The organism is Paraburkholderia kururiensis (genome assembly GCF_034424375.1).
GTDB classification, from domain to species: domain Bacteria; phylum Pseudomonadota; class Gammaproteobacteria; order Burkholderiales; family Burkholderiaceae; genus Paraburkholderia; species Paraburkholderia kururiensis_A.
Genome location: NZ_CP139965.1, coordinates 2,629,596 through 2,647,927, shown reverse-complemented (window position 1 = coordinate 2,647,927; position 18,332 = coordinate 2,629,596). Strand labels below are relative to the sequence as shown.

Sequence of the window (18,332 nt, the reverse complement as noted above, 5' to 3'; positions counted from 1 at the left end):
CCTCCTGTGCATACGTCATGAGCGCCTCGTTGCCTGACGTATGCACCGTGTTGCGCACCACATTTAGCGAGGACCGTGCCAGACACGTCAGACCATAGGTTTGATGCGGCGCAGCGACACACCGGGCACGAGGCTGCGAGGCGGACTGCGGCAAAGCGTGCGTTTTTGTTTCAAATCTGCACAACGCGGCGCGGCGCGAAACTCTTAATCCGCTGGTTTATTCGAGTTGAATCAAGTTGTTGATAAATAGCGTTTTTTTGTTTTTGATCAAAGCCTGCTTCGCAACATGGGCGCCCGGCAAACACGCGCTGGATGCGTGTGGCCCGCGCGCGGTTCGCGCGAACCGAAATGATTCAGTTGTGTTCCATGGGTTGCGTGGGCTCCCGCACGGAACGGCTTTTTGACAGTTCCATGTCGTTGACCTGACGGAGAGGCACGCGCGGGCGAGCCTTGCGTATCGCAAGGCGTGATGCGCTTCTTGAGAGGATGGGGCGTTGGCCGGCGGTTCAGCCGTAGAACACGGGAGCAGGTGCGTTGATCGCCCGCACCTCGCCCGCCGGCGCTGGGGCTGTTTCTTTCGTGCACAAGGGCGCGGGGGACGCGCTATAGGCGCCGGGGGTGGCGGTGAGCGCAAGCAGATCGACCACGCGCCGGCTGCCCGGCGCCAGATGAAACCAGTCGCATGCGGCGCGGTAGTGCGCGTCCGTCACGTGGACGAAGCGCGCGAAGCGCTGCGTTTCGATCACGAGCTGCCAGCCGTCCGGACCCTGCACGGGCGTGACGGTGAGGCCCGGGTCGTAGCGCGGCGCGGGCGAGCGGTCTGGCAGATGGAATGCTTCGGCGAGCACCTCGCCGCTTGCGGCATCCGTGAGCGTGGCGATGGTGACGTCGTGCGAGGGCGGCCCGAAGCGATAGGCGTGGGTGAAGTCGAAGAACTGGCCGAGGCACGCCGCGGCTTCCACGCGCAGCGTGCCGCGCGCGGGGACCTCGAGCATCAGCTCGCCCGCCGCGACCCGCACGCTGCCGTCGCGCAGGCAAACCAGCGCAAGGCGTGCGTGCAGCGGTTGCGCCGTTTCGTTGACGACGTGCAGGTCGAGCCCGTTGAGACCTTCGTCCGTGATCGCGATCTGCACGGGGCGCAGGGCTGCCGCCAGCGCGTGCCACACGCTCTTGGGCCGCCCCGTCGAATCGATGACGCCCCAGCCCGCGCCGGGCTGCAGGTCCTGGAATTGCCACACGAGGGCGCCGCCGCAGGGCGAGCCGTGACGGCGCCATTCGGCGAAGACGTCCGTCATCAATTCCGCGACCACGGCGCGCGAGAGTTCGAGATAGCGCGCGGCGTCTTCGTAGCGCAGCCGCGCGGGATCGATGCCATAGAGCGTGCGCAGGTAGTGTTCGCGCACGTCGTCGAAGTCCCAGCCCGCGCCCGCATCGCGCGGCACGGCGGCTTTCCAGCGCGCGTCGTAGGGCTGCATGCCGCCCGCTGCGTGCAGCGTGGCGTCGTCGGGCACGTTCGCGAAGGCGAGACACTCGGCGGCGAAGCGCACGTGCGCGCGCCGCACGTCGTCGAGCGGACGCTGATACGCGCCCACGCCGTAGTAATGCGTGATGCCCGTGCGCGTCGAGAAGGGCCAGGTGCCGCCCGTCGGCGAATTGGGCACGTAGGGCACGTCGGGCCGCAGCGCGGCCACGAGTGCCGGAAGATGCTCTGTGAAGAGCGGCTGCTCGCGCATGGCGGGCGGCAGGCCGAACATCGCGGCCTGCTGATCCACCTCGCTGCCGCCGCACAGCACGGCGAGCGACGCGAAGCGCTGCGTGCGCTCCAGGAACTGCGTGGCCTCGCGTTGCACGGAGGCGAGAAAGGCGTCGTCGCGGGGGTAATCGAAGTTCGCGAACGCGAAGTCCTGCCAGATCAGGATGCCGTGCTCGTCCGCGAGGCGGTAGAACGCGTCGGATTCGTAGACCATCGTGCCGCCCACGCGCAGCATGTTCATGCCGGCGTCGCGGGCCAGCGCGAACGCGTGTGCGAGTTGCGCGGGCGTGCCCGCGAGCGTGGCGAGGTCGGCGCTCGTCCAGCACGCGCCGCGGCAGAACACCGGCGTGCCGTTCACGCGCAGCGCGAAGCCTTCGCCGTCGGCGCTGCGGTCCACCTCGATAGCGCGAAAGCCGACGTGGCCGAGCGCGATGGACGTGCCGTCCAGATCGAGCGTGACTGCGTGCAGCGTGGGCTTTCCGTGCGTATGCGGCCACCAGGGTTCGACGCCCGGCACGCGCAGCGTGCCCACCAGCGTGTGCGCATCGCGCCAGGCGAGTGAGGTCTCTGCGCCGGCGCAGACGAGTGTCGCTGCGCTCGATGTTTGGCTGGACGCGGGCTGCGGCTGCACGAAAGTCAGCGTGAGCGCGAGCACGCCGTCGTCGCCTTCCCTGCGCGGGGCGAGTCGGACCGTGTCGAAGGCACGCGGCGTGGCGGCGAGGCGCTCCACGGGCCGCCACGGGCCCACGGGTTGCACGCTCGGACACCAGCCCGGCATGTGGCCCAGCAGCGTGGTGCGCACGTTGCGCAACGTGGCGGGCGAGACGAGCCGCGGGCGCCAGCGCGCGCGCGTGCGGCGCGCCTCGAGCAGCGGCGTCAAGGCACGAAAGCAGAGCGCGAGCGTGGCGCGGCCGTCGAGCGTCACGTCCAGATCGTGGCGCTCGAACATCGAGTCGGACGTGAGCAGCAGCGTGCCGTCGAGCCACACTTCGGTGAGCGTGGCAAGGCCGTGCAGGCGCAGGCGTTCCTTGCCGTGGCCCGTGAGCGTGAGGCGGTACCAGTGATCGTCGAATGCGAAGGCGGGCGGTGTGCGTTCGTGAAGGCCGGCGCCGATATCGAGCCGGCCCGCGGCGCGTGAGGCGCTTGCCACGGTGCCGGGCACGGGCGCGTCGAGCCAGCCGTCGCGCGGCAGATCGGCGGGCGTCGCGCAGGCGCCTGCCGGCGTGCTCACGCACTGCCAGCCTTCGCTGAGCGGGACGGGCCAGACGCCAGGGTCCGGCGTCTCGCGCGTTTTTCGTGCCTCCGGCGTATCCAGAGCGGCTTCGCGGGTGCGTTCGTGAGCCGCGTTGCCCGTGGCGTTGTCCGTCGCTTCGGCGATGGTTTCGTACGCCGCTTCGTGAGGCGCATGCGTTGCGTCGGCGCAAGCCGCTTTGCTCGCGCCGGTCGCCGCAGGCGTAGCGCCCATGCGTGGCGGTGCGCCGCCCGCGCCCGTCATGACCGCTTCATCAGCCGATGCAGGCGCGGACGGCAAGGCGGACGGCACGGTCGCGCTCACAGCACATGCGCGGCCAGCGTCGTGACGGTCTTCTCGTACGCGCTTTCCAGCACGTCGAAGCAGTCGTCGCAAAGGTCGCGGCGCCCGCGCGTGATGGCACGCACGAGGCGGAACTGCATCACCATGGCTTCGGACGCGATGCTCTGCGCCGACACCGCGATCTCGGGCGGCAGGTCCACACCCTGCGCGGCGAGCCATTGCAGATACTTCGAGAGGAATTCGAAGTTCGCGCCCAGCTGCCGCATCAGGTTGAACGAGTACGGATGGAAGAACGCCTCGCCGCGCGCGAGCAGCCGGTCCATGTGCTCGGGGAACACGGCGCGCCATGCGCTGACCGGGTTCGCGAGCGGCCGCCGCTCCAGATGCGCGCAGAGCAGCTCGGCGGAGGCATCCACGAGTTCCGCGCCCTGCAGCGCGGGCCGTACCTGTTTCGCGAACTCCACGTAGGGAAACAGCACGTCGGGCTGGTTCTCGAAACGCGGCAGCTTGCGGAAGATGCCGTCGTAGTCCTCGCCGTCCAGATGGTGGTAGCCCGTGTTGTGGAAGTAGCCGAGCCGCCGTTCCGCGGGCGAGATGACGTCGATGCCGATGGTCGTCTTCGGATGCTCGCGCCGGTACGACGTGGCGCGCGTGTTGGGCAGGTAATAGCCGTCCACTTCGACCAGCACCGTGTGGCCGCGCTGCGTCTGCGCGAACACGCGGTCTTCGAGCGAATCGTAGATGGCCAGCTCCTGCACCTGCGTGCCGTAGAGCAGATCGAGGTCTTCCAGCGGAAATTTGAAGAACGTGAACTGGTCGCCTTCGAAGTCCTGCGTCACCGTGAAGGCGAGCGCCGCGCGCGGGTCGAGCCCGTAGCCGTGCAGCAGCTCGATCCACAGATCGACGTAGCAGTTCGTCTCCTGCCACACGCGCTCGCCCTGGTGCAGCGCGTGCGCCGTATGCACGCGCGGCGGTCTTGCCTGGGCCGGCCACGCGGCGGGCGTTTCGCCGGCCGCCACGTGGACGGTTTTCCTCACGGTGGTCAGTGGCGGATTCATGCGGTGCCTCCTCGTTTCGCGTCGAGGGCGTCTTGCACGACGCGCTGCGTGTCGCCCCACAGCAGCGCGCGCACGTCCGCGGGCCAGGCCTTCACGTCGAGCCCGTGATGGCGGAACAGGGCCAGCGTGATGCGTTCCATGCCGAAGCCCACGCAGCCCGTGTGCGCGACGGACCCGTCGGCGCATTGCAGCTTCCAGATCACGCCGAAGTGGTCCATGTGGTAGTTGAACGAGAGGCACGCGGTCTTGCTCTCGGGGTTCGCCACCGGAATCAGCAGCTCGAACTTGAGCGCCTGCTGGCGCTGGCTGTCCGCGATGATCTTGCCGCCGCGGCCGAAGAACGGGTCGTTGGCGAGGTCCACGTCCACCGGCAGCGCAAGCAGCGAAACGAGCAGCGAGCCGCGTTCGATCCACATCTGCCGGAACGCCATCACCTCGTCGGGCGAGCCGAGCCGCACGTACTCGCGCTGGCGGAACATCTGCATGCGCGCGGGGTCGAGCGAGGGCTCGTGGCGAAAGCAGTACGAGAGCACGTCGATGGTGGCGCCCCCTTGCGGCAGCGGGCCGCGCCGCGAGATCACCGGGTAGACCGGATAGCAGGCGGCGGGCGTCATCACCACGCGCGTGGGCTGCTGCTGCTCCATCCACGCGGGGTCGCGGTCGTCGTCGCGTTCGGCCATCGCGTCGTCGAGGCAGCGTAACAGGCGCTGGTGGCCCGCGTCGTTGCCGCAGAACGAATGGATGGTGCCCGCGAGGTTCGGGAAGCTCTTCAGGTACTCGCTGTCTTCGAAGTCGGTGCGGCGCATGGCGGGCGGAAAGCGCAGCACTTCGGGCTGCTGGTCCGCGCCCAGATGCGTGATCGCGACGTTGAGGCGATCCACCACGTCTTCGAACACCTGGCTGCGGCCGTAGAGGCCGTTTTCGCCCGTGTCGATCAGGATGCCCTTTGCCAGCAGTTCGTCGCGGAACGTGGGTTCGGCCGCGCGTTCATCGGCACCGGCAGCCGCGCTTGCGGCCGGATCCGCGGCGGCAAGCTGCGCCGTTTCGGTCATCGTGTTCATCTCAAGCCCTCCCGGGCGCGGCGGGCCGCTGCGCGAGCAGCAGGTTGGCCGTGTTCTGGGCGATGCGGTCGTTGTTGATCATCAGCGGCGCGGAATGCAGGTCGCGCAGATGACGGCCCACGCTGTACTCCGTGCCGTTCTTGTAGCCGGCAAGGCCGCAGATCATGAGCACTTCCTGTACTACCTGGAGCGCCGTGGCCGAGATGCTGGTCTTGAGCGTGTTCATGTCGGAGGCGAAACCGAGCATGGCCGCGAGCGGCGCGTCGAACTGGCACTGATCGCCGGCGCGCTGACGGGCGGCGTGCGCGGCACGGTCGGCGTCGAGCGCGACGGCGAGGCGCGCCTGCATCATTTGCAACAGACCCACGGCCTCTGCAAGCCGCAGCCCCGCGGGCGGCACCGAGCCCGGCTTCGCGCGCGCCTGCGCACGGAAGAAGGCCTTCGCGCGATTCACGGCGTCGGTGGCCACACCCGTCCATACCGACGACCACAGCATGTGCGAGATGGGCAGCATGGTCTGGTCGGAGATGTCGGCGAACGGTGTGGGCAGGATCTGCGCCGCGGTGCCGTGCGAGACGATGCGAAACGGCTCCGTGCAGGTGCCGCGCATGCCGAGCGAGTCCCACGTGCCGCGCTTTTCGAGCGTCGTGTTGGACGGCAGCGTGACGATCAGCACCTGGTCCGACGCAGCCGCTTCGGCGTTGCGGCGTGCCGTCATGAGGACGCTGTCGGCGTACGCGCCGTACGAGACCGCGGTGGCCAGCTTTTCGATGCGCAGGGCCGCGCTCGCGTCGTCGCCGTCGAGTTCCACGGCGCAGGCGCTCGTGCGCGTGTTGCCGCCGATGGTCTCTTCGGACGTGGCCGAGGCGAGCAGCCACTGCTTGTCGGCCAGCTGCGCGAGGAAGTCGCGATGCCAGGCGGAGCCGTGCCGATGCTCGTCGATGCAGGCCACCTGGATCTGGTGCATGGCGTAGATCATGCCGGTGGACGCGCACGCTTCCGCGAGGATGCCGCAGATGGTCGCGATGTCCGCCACGGGCAGGCCCATGCCGCCCAGCTCCGGCGCGAGCATGGCCGACAGCAGCCGTTCGCGGCGAAGCGCGTCGAAGGCTTCGTGCGGAAAGCGCGCGTCGCGGTCCACCGCGTCGGCATGCTGCGCCGCAACCTGGGCCGCGCGGCGCGCGGCGGCACGCCAGCCGGGTTCCGTGCCCACGGCCGCGAGCGGGGCGGCCGACGTGCCGGCCGCGTCTTGCGCAGCCGCGTTCGCGCCGGGCGCGGGGGGCGTATGGAGGAGCGGGGCGTTCATGCTGCCGCCTTTGCCTGCTGCAGCTCGGTCACGGCCGCGGCAAGCGAATCGATGCTGGAGAAGAGACGGCGGGTAAGCATCCGGTCCGGAATCTCGATGCCGAACTCGTCTTCGATGGCAAGCATCAGGTGCACGGTCGCCAACGAGGAAAGGCCGGCTGCGTACAGATCGGCGTCGTCGGCGAGCGTATCCGGTGAAACAGACAGGCGAGCCGACTCGGAAAGAATACGTCGCAGTACGTTTTTCATGTAAGACGCCCTCACGTTTTGGTCATGTCGATCGTCGCAGCCTGTGTGCCTGCGGCGCACGCGTTTGGTATGCATGTCCGGCGAGAGAGCCGGCAGTGCGTATTTAACGGACCGCGATCAGGGGCGGTCGGTGCGATTCCGCACGGAAACCGCATAGCTACGTCACGTAACGTGTCCCCATACAACGAAACGGGCCGTGCAGCAGGCGCGGAACTTCGAGAAACGCGGCGCGCACGGGCTGAAAGCGCGCCGGAAGAAGCGGGGCAAGCGTGGCGAAAAGCCGCGACGAAAACCGCGGCGAAGCGTGCGCAAAGCAGGCGGCCCGGGACGAAAAACGAATAGCCGAGGAAAGACCATATGAACTGGAAGACGCTTGAGTTCGAGCAGCTCACGGCGCGCGAGATGTATTTGATCCTGCGCGCGAGGAGTGCGGTGTTCGTCGTCGAACAGTCGCACGTATGCCTCGATCCTGATGGACACGACGAAGCGGCGCTGCACGTATTCGGCGCCGAGGACATCACGCGACCCATGCCGATCGTCGCCTATGCGCGGGTGAAACCGGGCGACGCGGAAGACCCCGATATCGTGATCGACAAGGTGCTCACGAGTCCGTCGCGGCGCGGCGACGGCACCGCCGAGCAGTTGATCGAACGCGTGCTGAACGCCATTGCGCAGCGCTGGCCCGGCCGCACGGTGCGCGTGAGCGCGCCGCTCGGACTGCGGCAGTTTTACGAACAGTTCGGATTCCGAAAAACCGAAGGGCCGTTTCTCGAATACGGCGTGCCCTTCATCGGACTCACGCGCAGTTCGCGTGCGGCGAAGCCGCTCGTGAACGGGACGCGCCGTGAGCGCAGCGGTTTCACGCTCGGCAGCATCTTCGAGCTGTGAGCACCGCCATGGCGCCCATGCCGGGTCCGCGCCCCGGCTTGCGGGCTGTAGTGCAGGCCGCCGCGGGCTCGTTGCGCGGCCGGCAGGCAGGTGGGCTGGGTAGTGCGCTTGATGGTGCGCTCGATGGTGGACCCTCAGGCGAACCCGAAGGCCTCCGCCCGCAGGCGAGCGCCACCGCGCCGGCCGGTGCGGCGCGCGCCGTCTCGCGCACGGCGCGCGAGCGGCATCCGCTGCGCCTGCCGCTCGCGCTCTTCGGCATCACGCTGCTGCTGATCGTGCTGCACCAGGGGCGGCTCGTCGAACTCGTCTACCCGGTGGGCGCGTTCGCCATCGCGCTGCGCTTTTACCGGCGCTCGCCGGCCCACTACCTGGGCTTCGTGTGCTGGCTCTTCTTTCTCTCGCCCGAAGTGCGGCGCCTCGCCGACTTCGTGAACGGCTCGTTCAATCCGAAGAGCCCCGTGATGATCGCGCCGCTCGTCGCCGTCGCGCTCTCGGGTTTCTCGCTGCTCTCGAACCTGCGCGTGCTCGGCGAGCGCCGCGCCATGCCGCTCGTGCTCGTGGTGCTCGGGCTCTTCTACGCCTATATCGTGGGCGTGGTGAGGGCCGGACCCGCCGCGGCCACCTTCACGGTGGTCAACTGGGCGTTCCCGGTGCTCGTCGCGTTTCGCCTGCTCGTGACGTGGCGCGACTATCCGCTCTATCGCGACGTGCTGCTCAAGACCTTCACGTGGGGCGGTTTCGCCATCGGCCTGTACGGCGTGATCCAGTTCGTCTCGCCGCCGCCGTGGGACGCGTTCTGGCTGCTCGCTTCGCAGATGGAGTCCGAAGGGCACCCCGTGCCGTTCGGCATGCGCGTGTCGAGCACGATGAATTCGTCGGGGCCCTACGCGCAGACCATCATGTCGATCCTGCTGATGTCGCTCGCCGCGCGCGGGCGGCTGAAGGTGGCCACGGCGTTCGTCGGCGTGCCGTCGCTGATGTTCACGGCGGTGCGCAGCGCGTGGGGCGGCTTTGCGCTCGGGCTCGTCTATCCGCTCGCGATGCTCGACGGCAAGAGCCGCATGCGTCTCGTGGGCGCGTTGCTCGGCTTTGCGCTGCTCGGCGCGCCCGCGTTGATGATCGACGAAATCTCGGCGCCCATCATGCAGCGCTTCGACTCCATCCAGAACATCGGCGACGACAACAGCTACCAGGTGCGCGCGGAGTTCTACCGCAGTTTTCTGTCCGTCGCGCTCACCGACATCTCGGGGCAGGGCCTCGGCACCACGGGTCTCGGCACCAAGCTCTCCGCCGACGACAACGACGGCGCGCAGGCCAACGTCGTGTTCGACAGCGGCCTCATGGAAGTGCCTTACGTGATGGGGTGGCCCGGCACGCTGCTCTACGTGACGGGCGTGGTGATGCTGCTGTGGCGCGCGTTCTGGGCGAGCCTCGCGCGCGGGCGCGACCGCTTCGCGATTTCGGCGGTGGGCGTGGCGCTCGCGATGCTCGGCATGATGGTGTTCGTCAACACGCTCACGGGTTTGCCGGGCTTGTTCTTCTTCGTCGGCGTGCTGCTGCCCGCCATCGCGCAGCGCCATGCGCGCGAGATGCAATGGCTGCGGCGCCGCCGCGCGCTGGCCGCTGCGTGCAGCGGCGCAGGCACGGTGCTGCCGCAGGCTCGCGCCGGCACGGCCGTTGCCGTGCCGGTGGGCGCGGCGGCGGGCTTCGCCGCAACGGGCGTCGCGCGCGCCGATGCGAGCGGCGGCCGGCCCGGCGCTTTCCGTGGCGGCCCCGGACCGCTCAACGCAAGGAGCGAGCCATGAGCGGGCCGCCGATGTGCATTCTCATCGTCACGCACGTCGTCGCAAAAAACGACGGCCAGGGGCGCGTCAACTACGAGATCGCGCGCGCCGCGCTGGAAGCGGGCCACGAGGTCACGCTGCTCGCGTCCGCCGCGGACAGCGCGCTCGCGGCGCATCCGCGCGCGCGCTTCGTGAAGATCGCGCCCTCGAAGCTGCCTTCGCGCCTCGTGCAATACCAGCTCTTCGCGTGGCGCACGGCGGTGTGGATCGCCGCGCATCGCGACGCGTTCGACGTGATCCACGTGAACGGCTTCATCACGTGGGCGCGTGCGCACGTGAACGCCGTGCACTTCGTTCACGACGGCTGGTACCGCTGCGGCTTCTATCCGTTTCGCGCGCGGCGCGGCGCCTATCACGCGTACCAGGTGCTCTACACGCGGCTCAACGCCTGGTGCGAGCGCTGGGCGTTGCGGCGCGCCGAGGCCATCGTGCCGGTCTCCGCGAAGGTTGCGCAGGAAGTGGCCGCGCTCGGCATTGCCGACGCGCGGCTGCACGTGATCCACAACGGCGTGGACTTCGACGAATTCGCGCCCGGCGCAAGCGAGCGCGAACGCTTCGGCTTGCCGCGCGACCCGTTCATGGCGCTCTTCGCGGGCGACCTGCGGATGTCGCGCAAGAACCTGGATACGGTGCTGCGCGCGTTGCGCGAAACGCCGCCGCACGTGCATCTCGCGGTGGCCGGCATTCTGCGCAACAGTCCGTATCCGGCGCTGGCGCAGTCGTTGGGCGTGGCCGACCGCGTGCATTTTCTCGACCTCGTGAAAGACATGCCGGCACTGATGCGCTCCGTGGACGCCTTCGTGTTTCCCTCGCGCTACGAGCCGCTCGGGCTCGTGCTGCTCGAAGCGATGGCCGCAGCGCTGCCCGTCGTGACCGCGCGCACCGCGGGCGGCGCGGAGATGATCGAGGCTGGCGCCTCGCGTGACGACCCGCACGGCACGCACGACCCACACGACGCGGCCCCCACGGAAGACGCGCCGCACACCGGGCCCGCCGCCGGCATCGTGCTCGACGATCCCGACGACGCTGCCGCGCTCGCCACGGCGCTCGTGCAACTCGCCACGGACCGCGTGGCCGCCCGGCAGATGGGCGAGGCCGCCCGGCAGCGTGCCGCGACGCTCGGCTGGCCGCGCATGGCCGAACGTTACCTCGCGCTCTACGAAGAGGTGCGTACGCCCGCGCCCCGCGCGGCGCGCGCGCCGCATTCCATCGCGGCGGCGCGGCCATGACGGCGCCTATCGATTCGTTGCAGATCGGCATGCATTGGTTCGGCGAGCGGCCGGGTGGGCTCGACCGCATGTTCATGTCGCTCGTCGAGGCGCTGCCCGGCGAGGGCGTGAACGTGCGCGGGCTCGTGGCGGGCAGCGGCGCGGTGCGCGAAGTCACGGCGGGACGTGTCGAGGCATTCGCCGACGCCCACGCGCCGCTCGGCGTGCGGCTGTGGCGCGCGCGCAGGCATTCGCGGCAGCTCGTGGGCATGAAGCGGCCCGACGTCGTGGCCACGCATTTCGCGCTCTACGCGGCGCCGCTGGCGGGCGTGCTCGGCGGCGTGCCGCGCGTCGTGCACTTTCATGGCCCATGGGCCGACGAGTCGTTTCCCGAAGGCGGCGGCGGGCTTTCCATCGCGGCGCGCCGGGCACTGGAGCGCTTCGTCTATCGCAGCGGCACGCGCCACATCGTGCTCTCGCGCGCGTTCGGCGACATTCTCGAGCGCACGTATGGCGTGCGGGACGAATCGATTCGCGTGGTGCCGGGCTGTGTGGACGTCGATCGTTTCGACATTGCCACCACGAAGGACGAAGCCCGTGAGTTGCTCGGCGTGGCCACCGACCGTCCGCTCGTGTTCTGCGTGCGGCGGCTCGTGACGCGCATGGGGCTCGAAAACCTGATCGACGCCATGTTCTTCGTGCGCCAGGCCGTGCCCGACGTGCTGCTCGTGATTGCGGGCAAAGGGCCGCTCGCCGAACTGCTGCAGGCGCGCATCGAGGCACGGGGGCTCGTCTCCGCGGTGCATCTGGCGGGCTTCGTCGAAGACGCCGCGTTGCCGCTCTGGTATCGCGCCGCGGACCTTTCGGTGGTGCCCACGGTGTCGCTGGAAGGCTTCGGACTCACGACCATCGAATCGCTCGCGGCGGGCACGCCCGTGCTCGTCACGCCGGTGGGCGGGTTGCCCGAGGCCGTGGCGCCGCTTTCGCCGGACCTCGTGCTGCCCGCGGGCGGCTTTCACGCGATCGCCGCCGGCATGGCCGACGCGCTGCGCGGCCGCATCGCGCTGCCCGACGCCGACGCGTGCCTTGCCTACGCGCGCGGCCGCTTCGATCTGCCCGTGGTGGCGCGCGGCGTGGCGCGCGTCTATCGCGAAGCGATCGAGGCGCACTGAAGCGCGCGGGCGATGAAACGCGTCGCTTTTTGCGCGCTGTTCGCGGGCGTGCTGTGCGCAGCGGCCTGGGTGGCGACTTTCGCCACTGCCTTTGCTGGTACCTCTGCTGCCGCTACTTCTTCCGCCACGTCTACTACCACTTCTGCCGCCGCTTTTTCCACGGAACCCCCGCTCTCGTATCGCACCTCGTGGGTCGGCAACACGTGGGGCTTCGGCGACGGCCGCTGGGTGCAGTCCGACGTGCAGGCGCTCGCTGTCGCGCCGAACGGCGAGCTCTTCACCAACGCGCCCTGGGACGAAGGCGGCGGCGAGATCGGCCACTACCGCGACGGCGCGCTCGTCGGCTACGGCGGCGGCTCGCACGGCTGGGGCATGCTGGGCGGCGACGCCATCGCCGTGAACGACGACTACGTGTTCGCCGCACAGATCGTGGTGAGCATCGGCAACGCGATGGCGGCCGAAAAACATCTGCCGCGCGAAGGCGTGCGCTGGTTCGGCGTGTCGCGGCGCAGCCGCGCGGACGTGCGCCGCGGCGTGCCGTTCGCGGGGCAGGCCGACTGGCCCGGCAGTGGCCTCGCGTTTCGCGTGGTCGCGCAGGCGCCGGAGCCGATAGACGACGCCATCCGCGGCCTTGCTGCCGACAACGCGCGCCTCTTCGTGTCGAACCTCCACGACAACCGCATCGAGATCTTCGATGCGCAGACCATGCAGCCCGCGGGCGGCTTTCCCGTGCGCGAGCCGGGCCGCCTCACGCTCGCGAAGGACGGGACATTGTGGGTCATCGAGCGCAGCCGCACAGACAGCGCGAAACGCGTCGTCCACCATGCACGCGATGGCGCCGTGCTCGGCACGCTCGCGTTGCCGCGCGGCACGGTGCCCGTGGACATCGCCGTGGATGCGCGCGGGCGCCTGCTCGTTGCGGACAACGGTGTGCGCCAGCAGGTGTTGATCTTCGCGCCGGCCGCAAGCGGCGGCGCGCTCACGCAAAAGAACGACGCGGCGGCTGCCGATCGCCGCATCACGAATCAAGGGGCTTCCATGCAACTGTCGGGGACGTTGGGCGTCGCGGGCGGCATCTATGCCGGCAGGGCGGGCACGCCCGGGCCGCAGCGCTTCAACGGCCTCACGGCAGTGGCCGCGGATGCGGCAGGCAACGTCTACGTCGCGATGAACGGCACGGGGCCGCGAGGGTTCGCGGGCGGCCCGGGCAACACGGAAGGCGCCGTGATAGAAGGCTACGCGCCCGACGGCACGCGCCGCTTCAGCGTGCAAGGGTTGCTCTTCGTGGACGGCGCCCAGTTCATGGACGGCATGCCGCCCTCGGTCTATACGGGCAGCAAGCGCTTTGCGCTCGACCTCTCGCGTGGAAGCGGCGCGGAGTGGTCGTATGCGGGCTTCACGGCGAACCGCTTCCGCTATCCCTACGATCCGTTCCTGCATCTCGGCCAGGGCATGCGCGGGCTGCCGCTGGTGCGCGAGGTGCGCGGACATCGGCTGCTCTTTACGACGGACATGACCTCGTCGTTCCTGCGCATCTATTGCTTCGAAGCGGGCAGCGAGACCGCGATTCCGTCCGGGCTCTTTTCGCCCTCGCATATCGACAAGCCGTGGCCGCCGAACCAGCCTGCAAGCGGCGAATGGATCTGGCGCGACACGGCGGGCAAGGGGCGCTTCGCCGTCACGGACTTCGACCAGCCGCAGTGGGGCGAGGGCGCGCCGCGCGTCACGGCCTGGTGGGTGGACGAGGCGGGCAACGTCTGGCAGGGGCTGGGCGCGGCGGGCATCCGGCGCTTTGCGCTGCTCGGTTTCGATAACGTTGGGAATCCTGTCTATCGCTACAGCGCGGTCAAGACGTGGCCGATGCCGGAACCGTTCACGCGCATCGCGCGCCTCGCCTATTTCCCGGCCGACGACACGCTCTACGTGTCGGGCTCCACGCCCGCGCATCCGTTCCTCGAATACAACTGGAACGGCACGGGTTCGCGGCTTGCGCGTTACGACCACTGGCTGCGCGGCGCGCCGGTGCTGCGCTATGCCATCGATCTGCCCGACCGCGGGCCGCCCGATCCGGCCTCGATGAACGGCTGGACCGTGGCCGGCGATTACCTCTTCACCGTGGAAACGCGTGCGGGCGCGGTGCACGTGCACGAACGCGACACCGGGCGTGAAGTGGGGCGCCTCACACCGGGGCCCGAAGTGGGCGAGCGAAGCGGAATCGTCGACGTGCCGATGCCTATTACGGCGCACCGCATCGAGTCGGGACCGTATGCGGGCGAGTACCTCGTGTTCGTCGAGGAAGACAGCCACGGCAAGGTGCTCATGTATCGCTTCAGGCCGCCGGGGTCTTCGTCGCGCTCGGCCGATGACGCGCCGCGCCTGCATTCCGTTTCGTCAGAGTCTGCCCGCGCGGCCCGTGCCGCGCTTCATCCGGGGTCGCCATGAAGATCGTCCATCTCGCCAACCATGCGCAGAACGTGGGCAACGGCATCGTCAACATGATGGTGGATCTCGCCTGCGTGCAGGCGCGCGCGGGGCACGAGGTGACGGTGGCCACCTCGGGCGGCGGCTTCGAGCCGCTCTTCGCGCGCTACGGCGTGCGTCACGTCGAGCTTCGTCAGTCGAAGACGCCCTGGCGCGTGCCGGCCATGCTCGCGGGCATGCGGCGGCTCGTGGCGCAGACGCAGCCCGACGTCGTGCATGCGCACATGATGACGGGCGCGCTGATGGCGCGGCTCTGCACGACGCGGCGGCGCTTCGCGCTCGTGACGACGGTGCACAACGAGTTCCAGAAGAGCGCAACGGTGATGGGCGTGGGCGATTGCGTGGTGGCCGTGAGCGATGCGGTGGCCGCGTCGATGGCGGCGCGCGGCATACCGGCCGCGAAGCTCGCGGTGGTGCGCAACGGCACGATCGGGACGCCGCGGTTTGCGGCGGATGTCGCTACGGCCGACTCGGCTGATGCGGGTGCTACGGCTGATTCGGGCACCGCGGCGCAGTCGGCCGCGCCTGTGTTGCCAGCCGGTCCGCTGCCCGGCGTCGTGCGGCCGAGCATCGTCACCGTGGCCGGCATGTACGAGCGCAAGGGCATTGCCGATCTGCTGCGCGCGTTCGCCATGCTGTGCGGACAGACGCATCGGCCGGTGCAGCCGGCGTTGTATCTGGTGGGCGACGGTCCCGACCGCGCGCGCATGGAAGCGCTTGCCGCCACGCTGGGCGTGGCGGATCGCGCGCACTTCACGGGCTTCATGGCGAACCCGCGCGCGTGGCTCGCGCAGGCCGACGTGTTCGTGCTGGCCTCGCATCGCGAGCCCGGCGGCCTCGTGCTTTCCGAAGCGCGCGAAGCGGGCTGCGCCATCGTCGCGACGAACGTGGACGGCAACCCCGAAATGCTGGACCGCGGCGAAGCGGGGCGACTCGTGCCGGCGTCGGACCCGGAGGCGCTGGCCGCCGCGATCGGCGGCCTCATCGACGACGCAGCCGCACGACAGGCGCTCGCCGCGCGCGCACGCGAACACCTCGACGTGTTCAGCGTGACACGCGTATGCGCCGATTACCTCGCGCTCTACGAGCGCACGCTCGAGGCGCGCCGCGCCGGGCGTGCGCGCGGTGCGGGTACGCGCGCCGCGGCGTCGGACGCAGCCGCGCGCGGCACGGCGTCGGCGCGAGGGGTGGTGCGATGAACGCGCGCAATCTTGCGGATGCGGCTGGCCCATCGCGGCCCGAGAGCGGCGCGCGTGCCGAGCAGGGCGGCTCGAACGCGACAGAAGTCGCGCCCGATGTATCGCTTGAAGCGTGCCCTGATACCGCGCCTGATACCGCATCCCATGATGCCTGTGCCCTGCGTGTCCCCGGCGATGCCCGCCACGCTCGCGCAAGCGACCCATTCGCCGCGCGCGACGCTTTCTCCGAGATCCGCTTCGCCGTCTGCATCACGACGATGAATCGCACCGAGACACTCGACGCCTGTCTCGCGAATCTCGCGCGCTGCGTGCCGCCGCCCGCCTGCGTGGTGGTCAGCGACGACTCGCCGGCGTCCGGCACACGCGAGGCGAACGCCGCGGTGGTGGCGCGCTATCCGGGCGTGGCGTGGCTCGCGGGGCCGCGCCGCGGCGTCTGCGCGAATCGCAACAACGCGGTCATGCACTGCCTCGCGCACGCGGTTCGATGCACGCATGTGTCGTTCATCGACGACGACGTGCAGCCTGCGCCCGACTTCTTCGCCGTGGCGAAGACCTGGCTCACGGCGTTGCCCGCGGCGCGACGCACGCAGACGGTGCTGACGGGCGGGCCGTCTTCCACGTCGGCGGATTTCGACGACGCCTTTGCCGGCCGCGCCACGTCGTGTGCCGCGGTGCGCCTCTCATTTGCCGGCTATTTCACGGCGGCGGAGCGGCCCGAGTGCGTGAATATCCATGCCGCCGTGTTTCCGCTCGCGCTCTTTCGCACCGAACGCTGGGACGAAAACATCTACTTCGGCAGCGAGGACGCCGAACTCTCGCTCAGAGCCATGAAGCGCGGCTATCCGATCGAACTCGTGCCCGCATTGCGCTCGCGCGACACCCAGGCGGGCAAGGGCGTGCTCGCCACGCCCGCCGACGATGCGCCCCGCGCGCTCTCGCGCTACGAACTCTGCTGCGAGGCCGCGCGGCTCTACATCGGCGTGAAGCGCTATCGCAGCATCGACCCCAGCGTGCTGAAGCTCGCGGCCTTCGCCTCGTACTGGCTCGCGCATATGACCGTGTATCTCGCGCGGCGCGGCGCGTTGCGTTCGCTGCCGGAGATCGTGCGGCGCTCCAACGTGTGGCGCGCGTGGCGACGGCCGCCGTCCGCGTGTGCGCGTTGCGGCTAGCCGATGGACAAAGCGCACGACACCTACAAACTCGCGCGATCCGATTCACTTCCTTACGACGACCCCATGAACATCCTGTTCACGATCCATCACACCTTGAGCCGCAGCGCCGGCGCGCCCGGCGTCACTGTGAAGCTTGCCGAGGCGCTGCGTCAGCGCGGCCACCACGTGCGCGTCTTTTCGCACGACGACGTGAGAGGCGTGACAGGCATGCTGCGCACGATGCTCTTTCCGTGGTTCGTGCTCGGGCACGTGCTCTTGCATCCGGAGTACGACGTGCTCGACATGTCGTCCGGCGACGGCTGGCTCATCAACTTCGCGCGGCGCGCGTTCGGTTGGCGTCCTAAACAGTTGTCCGTGACGCGCAGTCACGGCATGGAACCCGTGGTGCACGAACTCTTTCTGGAACGCTGCCGCAGCGGCGAGGAAGACCGCTCGTGGCGCTATCCGCTCTATCACGGCGGCTTGCGGCTCTGGGAATGCACGAAGTCGTTCGCCTGGGCCGACGTGGCGATGCTGCTCAACGATACGGAATGCGAATTCGCAGTCTCGAAGTTGGGCTTTCCGGGCGACCACGTCGTGCAGATCGACAATGGCATCGACGAGACCTTTGCCTCGGTGGCGCGTGCGGCGCTGAGCGTGAGGAGCGATGTCGCGGGCGATGTGGCGTGCAATGTCCCGTGCGATGCCACAGGCACGCAGAGCGACGCGCAGCCGCCGCGCGCTGCGCCCACGAAGCTCGCCTTCATGGGCCGCGCGAACTACTGGAAGGGCATCGAGACCATGGCGAAGGCGGTGCCCGTGCTGTTTGCGCGCAATCCGCAGCTCACGCTCACGCTGTTCGGCACGGGCGAGGCGCCGGAGGCGACGCTCGCGCGCTTTCCCGAATCGGTGCGTGAACGCATGACGGTGGTGCCCGCATTCGACAACGCACAACTGCCCGCGCTGCTCGCGTCGCATCACATCCTCATGTTCCCCTCGATGTACGAAGGCTTTCCGCTCTCGCCGCTCGAAGCCATGGCGTGCGGGCTCGTGCCCGTGGGTTCGAACATCGGCGGATTGCGTGCGTTCCTGCGCCACGGCGACAACGGCCTCATCGTGCCGCCCGGTCATGCCGAGGCGCTCGTGAATGCGGTGCAGTCGCTCGTCGACGACCCCGCGTACTGGGCGCGCCTGCAACGCCGTGCGCGAGAAACGTCGCTCGACTACGCGTGGGAGAAGGTCGCGCATCGCTTCGAGCGGCTCTATGCGACGCGCCGGCAGCGGCGGCTGGATACGGTGGCGGCGTGAAGGGCGTGGCCGTGTCGTGAGACCGTGCGGTTGGTCCGTTTCGTCGTGCCGATTCGTCGGTTCACGAAGCCCACGAAGCACGAGAAGCGTGCGGCTCGCCCCATGGCGTCGCGACGTTCCG

The 18,332-nt window shown here is 69.3% G+C and carries 13 protein-coding genes; 8 read left to right on the top strand and 5 right to left on the bottom strand.

Annotated features, from left to right (window positions below):
* Positions 1-506: 506 nt before the first annotated feature.
* The 5 genes from U0042_RS11905 to U0042_RS11885 all read right to left on the bottom strand — a co-directional run bounded on the left by U0042_RS11905 (position 507) and on the right by U0042_RS11885 (position 6,960).
* Positions 507-3,218, bottom strand: a complete 2,712-nt coding sequence (locus U0042_RS11905; RefSeq protein ID WP_114814663.1) for a glycosyl hydrolase 2 galactose-binding domain-containing protein — start codon at positions 3,216-3,218, stop codon at positions 507-509.
* Between the two features lie 86 nt (positions 3,219-3,304).
* Complete coding sequence (locus tag U0042_RS11900) at positions 3,305-4,345, bottom strand: DUF1839 family protein (RefSeq protein WP_232833566.1); 1,041 nt, start codon at positions 4,343-4,345, stop codon at positions 3,305-3,307.
* Complete coding sequence (locus tag U0042_RS11895; RefSeq protein WP_114814637.1) at positions 4,342-5,406, bottom strand: amino acid--[acyl-carrier-protein] ligase; 1,065 nt, start codon at positions 5,404-5,406, stop codon at positions 4,342-4,344. The genes U0042_RS11900 and U0042_RS11895 overlap by 4 nt, the downstream gene beginning before the upstream one ends.
* Before the next feature lies 1 nt (position 5,407).
* Complete coding sequence (locus U0042_RS11890) at positions 5,408-6,712, bottom strand: acyl-CoA dehydrogenase family protein (protein ID WP_114814636.1); 1,305 nt, start codon at positions 6,710-6,712, stop codon at positions 5,408-5,410.
* Entirely contained in the window at positions 6,709-6,960 is a 252-nt protein-coding gene (locus U0042_RS11885; protein WP_017776617.1) for an acyl carrier protein, read from the bottom strand. The genes U0042_RS11890 and U0042_RS11885 overlap by 4 nt, the downstream gene beginning before the upstream one ends.
* Positions 6,961-7,317: 357 nt before the next feature.
* On the opposite strand from U0042_RS11885, the gene U0042_RS11880 reads away from it, so the two are divergent.
* The 8 genes from U0042_RS11880 (at position 7,318) to U0042_RS11845 (ending at position 18,211) form a co-directional block, all read left to right on the top strand.
* Positions 7,318-7,848 (top strand): GNAT family N-acetyltransferase, encoded by a 531-nt coding sequence (locus tag U0042_RS11880; RefSeq protein WP_114814635.1) that lies wholly within the window; start codon positions 7,318-7,320, stop codon positions 7,846-7,848.
* A complete protein-coding gene (locus U0042_RS11875) occupies positions 7,845-9,653 on the top strand; it encodes a hypothetical protein (RefSeq protein WP_157977901.1) in 1,809 nt (602 codons plus the stop codon). The genes U0042_RS11880 and U0042_RS11875 overlap by 4 nt, the downstream gene beginning before the upstream one ends.
* An 11-nt stretch (positions 9,654-9,664) precedes the next feature.
* Positions 9,665-10,921: a glycosyltransferase family 4 protein gene (locus U0042_RS11870; protein ID WP_114814661.1), complete on the top strand. Its 1,257-nt coding sequence runs from the start codon at positions 9,665-9,667 to the stop codon at positions 10,919-10,921.
* Complete coding sequence (locus U0042_RS11865; RefSeq protein ID WP_114814633.1) at positions 10,918-12,072, top strand: glycosyltransferase family 4 protein; 1,155 nt, start codon at positions 10,918-10,920, stop codon at positions 12,070-12,072. Before U0042_RS11870 ends, U0042_RS11865 begins: the two co-directional genes overlap by 4 nt.
* A 12-nt stretch (positions 12,073-12,084) precedes the next feature.
* Positions 12,085-14,514 carry a hypothetical protein gene (locus tag U0042_RS11860; RefSeq protein ID WP_114814632.1) on the top strand — a complete coding sequence of 810 codons (2,430 nt, stop codon included), beginning with the start codon at positions 12,085-12,087 and terminating at the stop codon, positions 14,512-14,514.
* Entirely contained in the window at positions 14,511-15,752 is a 1,242-nt protein-coding gene (locus U0042_RS11855; protein WP_114814631.1) for a glycosyltransferase family 4 protein, read from the top strand. Before U0042_RS11860 ends, U0042_RS11855 begins: the two co-directional genes overlap by 4 nt.
* On the top strand, positions 15,749-16,921 hold the full coding sequence (locus tag U0042_RS11850; protein ID WP_269814067.1) for a glycosyltransferase family 2 protein: 1,173 nt from the start codon (positions 15,749-15,751) through the stop codon (positions 16,919-16,921). The genes U0042_RS11855 and U0042_RS11850 overlap by 4 nt, the downstream gene beginning before the upstream one ends.
* A 66-nt stretch (positions 16,922-16,987) precedes the next feature.
* Positions 16,988-18,211 (top strand): glycosyltransferase family 4 protein, encoded by a 1,224-nt coding sequence (locus U0042_RS11845; RefSeq protein WP_198665411.1) that lies wholly within the window; start codon positions 16,988-16,990, stop codon positions 18,209-18,211.
* Positions 18,212-18,332: the final 121 nt, after the last annotated feature.

Coding starts and splice junctions, on each gene's coding strand:
- U0042_RS11855 (WP_114814631.1), top strand. CDS start 14,511: ATGAAGATCGTCCATCTCGCCAACCATGCGCAGAACGTGGGCAACGGC.
- U0042_RS11880 (WP_114814635.1), top strand. CDS start 7,318: ATGAACTGGAAGACGCTTGAGTTCGAGCAGCTCACGGCGCGCGAGATG.
- U0042_RS11885 (WP_017776617.1), bottom strand. CDS start 6,960: ATGAAAAACGTACTGCGACGTATTCTTTCCGAGTCGGCTCGCCTGTCT.
- U0042_RS11860 (WP_114814632.1), top strand. CDS start 12,085: ATGAAACGCGTCGCTTTTTGCGCGCTGTTCGCGGGCGTGCTGTGCGCA.
- U0042_RS11905 (WP_114814663.1), bottom strand. CDS start 3,218: ATGGGCGCTACGCCTGCGGCGACCGGCGCGAGCAAAGCGGCTTGCGCC.
- U0042_RS11900 (WP_232833566.1), bottom strand. CDS start 4,345: ATGAATCCGCCACTGACCACCGTGAGGAAAACCGTCCACGTGGCGGCC.
- U0042_RS11890 (WP_114814636.1), bottom strand. CDS start 6,712: ATGAACGCCCCGCTCCTCCATACGCCCCCCGCGCCCGGCGCGAACGCG.
- U0042_RS11865 (WP_114814633.1), top strand. CDS start 10,918: ATGACGGCGCCTATCGATTCGTTGCAGATCGGCATGCATTGGTTCGGC.
- U0042_RS11870 (WP_114814661.1), top strand. CDS start 9,665: ATGTGCATTCTCATCGTCACGCACGTCGTCGCAAAAAACGACGGCCAG.
- U0042_RS11895 (WP_114814637.1), bottom strand. CDS start 5,406: ATGAACACGATGACCGAAACGGCGCAGCTTGCCGCCGCGGATCCGGCC.
- U0042_RS11850 (WP_269814067.1), top strand. CDS start 15,749: ATGAACGCGCGCAATCTTGCGGATGCGGCTGGCCCATCGCGGCCCGAG.
- U0042_RS11845 (WP_198665411.1), top strand. CDS start 16,988: ATGAACATCCTGTTCACGATCCATCACACCTTGAGCCGCAGCGCCGGC.